At 61.5% G+C, this 4,965-nt stretch carries 4 protein-coding genes and 1 pseudogene; 1 reads left to right on the plus strand and 4 read right to left on the minus strand.

What is annotated here, in order from left to right; translation table 11 throughout:
- From A3M7_RS45595 to A3M7_RS0137465, 3 genes and pseudogenes are all read right to left on the minus strand, one after another.
- A pseudogene (locus A3M7_RS45595) lies at positions 1 to 221 on the minus strand (IS110 family transposase); the annotation flags it as partial.
- A gap of 202 nt (positions 222 to 423) precedes the next feature.
- Complete coding sequence (locus A3M7_RS0137460) at positions 424 to 1,410, minus strand: methyltransferase (RefSeq protein ID WP_245284411.1); 987 nt, start codon at positions 1,408 to 1,410, stop codon at positions 424 to 426.
- 61 nt (positions 1,411 to 1,471) lie between these two features.
- Positions 1,472 to 2,452: a tripartite tricarboxylate transporter substrate binding protein gene (locus A3M7_RS0137465; protein ID WP_027548469.1), complete on the minus strand. Its 981-nt coding sequence runs from the start codon at positions 2,450 to 2,452 to the stop codon at positions 1,472 to 1,474.
- Between the two features lie 168 nt (positions 2,453 to 2,620).
- Here A3M7_RS0137465 and A3M7_RS0137470 point away from each other — a divergent pair, with 168 nt between their 5' ends.
- Positions 2,621 to 4,180 carry a winged helix-turn-helix domain-containing tetratricopeptide repeat protein gene (locus tag A3M7_RS0137470; protein ID WP_027548470.1) on the plus strand — a complete coding sequence of 520 codons (1,560 nt, stop codon included), beginning with the start codon at positions 2,621 to 2,623 and terminating at the stop codon, positions 4,178 to 4,180.
- 207 nt (positions 4,181 to 4,387) lie between these two features.
- Here A3M7_RS0137470 and A3M7_RS0137475 read toward each other — a convergent pair.
- Positions 4,388 to 4,965: alpha/beta fold hydrolase (locus A3M7_RS0137475; RefSeq protein WP_027548471.1), on the minus strand; the 578-nt coding region annotated here is incomplete at its 5' end.

Genomic DNA, 4,965 nt, shown 5'->3' on the forward strand with positions numbered 1-4,965 from the left:
CCAAGCCTTTGGAGCTTGCGACTGAGATGATGCGCGCCGACGCAGGCCTCCATACCGATCAAGCACGGCGGCAGGTTGGCGAGCCGCGTTTCCACCTGGCCGCGTGACCACTTCTGCCGCAGCACGATGGCGCCGCGCTGATCATGACCCACGATGTGGAACGAGTTCTNGCCGATATCGATGCCGATCACGGCGATCGCTGCGTTGAGTTTCTGAGACATGGCGTGCTCCTTGTCTTGAGCGCCCCTTGCCAGCTTCTCGTGCTGGCAGGGCCGGAGCACGGCCGGACCATCCCATTAGCGGACATCCCGATGAGGCGTAAATCGTTCCCGTCAATCCTCCAGGAAAATCTAGACTAGATTCGTAAGGCGCGGTGGGTAGGCACAATGAGTGTCCTCGTGCGCCGCGACAGGAGAAAGCCCCTCAATTTCCAACTTTCCTGAATTGGACCAGGCTGAACGAGCCGATACCTGTCGTCCCGACGAAAGCGAAGCCGGCCAAGGTGGCCAGCCTGCGATACTCGGCTTCCGTCCGCTCGCAGCCGCCAGGTCCCCGCAGCATGTTGAGGTCGCTCATGGCGCAGGAGCGGTCCTCGGTCTTGGCCATGGCCAGCTCCGGCATGATTCGCTCAATCATGATCAACGTTCCGCCGGACGGCAGCGCGTCCCGACAGTTGCGCAGAATGACCTCGCAACGATCGTCCTTCCAGTTGTGGAGGATGCTCTTCATCAGGATCGTGTCAGCGCCCCCGGGGACCCCTTCAAAGAAACTGCCGGCGACGAACCGGCAGCGATCGGCGATGCCAAGCCGATCAAAATGCGCATACGCCTCTGCTTCGCAGCGTGCGAGGTCGAAGGCGATGCCCACAAGATGCGGGTTGTGGTGGAGCACGCCACCGATCAACTCGCCGGTGCCGCTGCCCAGATCCATGACGACGCGCGCGGCCGCAAAGTCGTGGGCTGCAACGATTTTTGGAACGACGGTCCGCGTCAAACTGACCATCGCGGCGTTAAATCGACGGGTCCATTCCGGCGCATTGCGTGTGGCGGCATAGCGGTCATCGCCATCTCCGCGCAGCTGGGTCGCGGTCTTTCCGGTGCGAACTGACTCGACCAATCCGCTCCAGGATTGCAGGAGCATCTCGCCCTCGAAAAGAACCCAGTCCTTGAACGATGGATCGGCAAACTCGTCGAGCTGCCGGCCGAGGTCGGTCATGGCGAACCGGTCCCGATCGGCCTGCCTGCAGAGGCCAAGAGTCGTCAGGCCGACGAGTAACCTGCGCAGCGCACTTTCGTCAGCATCGACAAGCCCTGCGAGTTCGGCTGCCGATTTTGCATCGGCGCCGATGGCCTCAGCGAGATTGAGTTTTGCCGCTGCGTAGATCACCGCGGTGATGCGATGCGACTGCACGAGATCATGCAGGGATACTGGCCGGCTCATTTGTTTCCTCCGATATGCCGCAACGCCGACGTCAATCAGTCGGGACGAATCCCGTTGCCTGTACGATCGCTTTCCACCGTTCGGATTCGGATGCGATCAGGCGGGCAAAGTCACTCATGGCGATCGCGTCGGGCTCGACGGCCAATTTTGTCAAGCCGGACCTGACCTGTTCGGTCAGCATGGCCGCCTGGATCGCGGTATTGAGCTTCTCGACGAGAGGCGTCGGTGTCTTCGACGGAACGAAGAACGCATACCATGTGAGGTCCTCGAGCGACGGATATCCGGCTTCCCGCATCGTCGGCACGGCGGGAACAAACGGGCAGCGGCGCGGGCCGGTGGTTGCCAGCGCACGAAGTTGTCCGGATTGGACGAGGCCAAGCGAGCTGCCAACCGGCATGATGGCCGATGCGATCTCACCCTTGACCAGATCCTGAATCGCGCCGTTGCCCTGATAGGCCACGTGAAGAAAATCGAAGCCCGCGGTGCGCCCGAGCGTCGCACCCAGGAAATGCAGCGTGGTTCCGGCACCTGCCGTCCCGTAGGTGGCGAACTTCGGGTTGGCGCGGCACCAGGTGACGAACTCGGCGACTGTCGTTACGTCCCCCGGCACCTTCGGACCGACCGTCAGCAGAGTCGGGGTCGAGGCCACGGTCGACACGGGCGTGAAATCCCCCGGCTGAAATCTCAGATTCCTGTAGACATGTGGAAACAACATTATGAAGCCAAGCGGAGCGAACAGCATCATCGATCCGTCGGCGTCGGCGGTTTTCACCGCCTCCACGGCTATGCGACCGGCTGCGCCGGGCCGGGCCTCCACTACGATTGTTTCGGCATAGTCCTTCATTTGGCCGGCAATGAGCCGTGCCAGCGCGTCCTGTAGACCGGGCGTGAAGCCCGTCAGAATGTGCACAGTCTTTGCGAGCGGCTGTGCGAGCGCCCGCGGCCCGCGGCACGCGGCAGAGATCGCGACACCGGCCGCCGACACGGTCAATACGTCACGACGCGTGATCATCACCAGTCTCCCTGATCCATCCACTGCCTTCGCGCGGGTTCTATCTACGGGTGTACCACGTCAGGGATGAGCGGGCTTGGGCGCCGGCTTACATTTTCCTTAGCGGCAGCTTATCTTTGCGCGTGGGCAGAGGGTTTTGCCGGTGGACCGCCGTCGCGGGAATGTAGTTTGCGCTATTTCTTCGAAAATTTTTCTTTCGACACCGACCGGCGCGAGCTATGTCGCGACACGGAGGTGATCGCGATCGCGCCGCAGGTGTTCGACCTGCTCGACTATCTGATCGGCAACCGCGACCGCGTCGTCAGCAAGGACGACCTGATCAACGCCATCTGGCAAGGCCGCGCCATCTCGAACGTGGCGCTGACCACGTGCCTGAATGCTGCGCGGAAGGCGATTGGCGATTCCGGAGACGAGCAGCGCCTTATCAAGACTTTTCCCCGCAAGGGGGTCCGCTTTGTCGCCACGGTGCGCGAAGCGCCAGGATCGACGGCAGCGGCGATCACGAGCGGCCAACCGGGCGCGGTCCCAGGCAAACCTTCGCTCATCGTTCTGCCGTTCGTCAATCTGAGCCCCGATCCTGAGCAGGACTATTTCGTCGATGGCGTGACGGAGAGCCTGACCACGGATTTGTCGCGAATGGCCGGCATCTTCGTGATTGGTCGCAACACCGCCTTCACCTTCAAGGGAAAGTATGTCGATCTGAAGCAGATCGGCCGCGAGCTCGGCGTTCGCTATGCTCTCGAGGGGTCGGTGCAGCGAGGCGGGAGCCGGATGCGCATCAATGTCCAGCTCATCGACGCCGAGACGGGCAACCACCTTTGGGCCGAACGCTTCGATAAACCGATCGCCGACCTCTTCGACATGCAGGACGAGATCGGCGCCCGTCTTGCCAATCAGCTCGGAACCGAGCTGGTCACGGTGGAGGCACGACGCGCGGCGCGAGCACCGCACGCGGATTCAATGGACCTGTATTTCCAGGGCATGGCAAGCGTGCACCGCGGATCGGACCCCGCCAACCTGGCACAGGGGCGACATTTCTTCGAACAAGCTCTCGGCCGGGATCCAACGAACCTTGAAGCCATGGTCGGCATGGCATTCGTCGACGCCACGCGGGCGACGTCCATGCTGATCGACCGGACGGCGGCCCTGCTTGTGGTCGAAGCATCCCTGGCCAAAATACTTGCCCAAGCGCCCAATCACGCGATGGCGCATTGCCTGATGGGCGTCGTCCAGATATTCACCAGACGCGCCGCAGAAGGCATTGCTGAATGTGAACGGTCCCTGACGCTCAATCGGAATCTGGCCACCGCTCATGCGTGGATCGGACTTGGCAAGTGCAATCTAGGTCGTGCGGAGGAGACCGAGGCCTGTGTCATGGAGGCGTTCCGGCTCTCTCCGCGCGACAATAGGGCTTTTTCCTGGATGAATACGGCGGGCGTAGCGCAGTCATATCTTGGAGCCGATGAGGCGGCTATTCACTGGTTCAAGCGCTCCATCGAGACCAACCGGAACATTGCCCCGTTCGTTCACTTCTATCTCGCGGCCGCGTTGGCTCATGTCGGACAGGTCGAGGAAGCACGGGCTTATGTGCAGGCGGGGCTCATCCTCGCTCCTGATTTCAGCATCGCCCAATTCCGCGCCAGTTCGCCAACGGATCATCCCACCTGTCTCGCGCAGCGAGCCCGCATTGCCGAGGGTCTTCGCAAGGCAGGACTTCCCGAGGAGTGACTAGCGAGAGGCAGTCGAGGCCTGAGGGATCGATCTCGCGCACTTCAGCTTTTGGCCCGTTTGAGACATGCCAGAGCGGTCTAACAATGTCCGTTCACAGGCGTAGATCGGAAGCGAACAGCACGCGCCCAAAGTGACGCGATTGACGCAAGGCGGACATAAAGCAGTGCGGCGTGTGTCTGCACCTTACCTATGGGGAGGTCGATCTCACGCGGCTTGCAGTATCAACTCGCTCAAGCGGTCTGGCTCATCGAGCATGGCCATGTGCCCAACGTCCGGCAGTTCGAATGTGGCCCANGACTTGTCGCTCTTGCAGTCTGCCAGTGCCTTGTCAAAGGGCGGCTGTGGAAATTTTGGGAGGCGNATGTATGTCTTCTTCGCCACCTTTTGGAGCGCGCCGGAAAGCTTGATCTGCTGAAGATAGGTGCCGACTGGATGCGGGGTCACCTTGGACTCCGCGAATGCCCGGTCGCGTTCGGCAACGACAGCGGCCGGATACCTCGCCGCTCCACGAACACCTGCCTCGCCCTTGTCGATGGCCATTTGTATGCCTTTGCGCACCCCCTCGATCGCGACGTCGGCTACCCTTTGTCCGTCGGNCGGAATGTAGGCATCAAGCCACACTGCCGATGAGACGCGGTCCCCGATGCTTTCGAGTGCGCCCGAGCCGACAAAGCCACCATAAGACCATGCCACGAGGCAGACGTCCTCGAGACTGTCCCATTTGATCAGGTTGACGACGTCGGCGATGTGTGTATCCAGATTGACGTCCTTGCTCAGCAAAT

The organism is Bradyrhizobium sp. WSM2254 (assembly GCF_000472645.1).
GTDB classification, from domain to species: Bacteria; Pseudomonadota; Alphaproteobacteria; order Rhizobiales; family Xanthobacteraceae; genus Bradyrhizobium; species Bradyrhizobium niftali.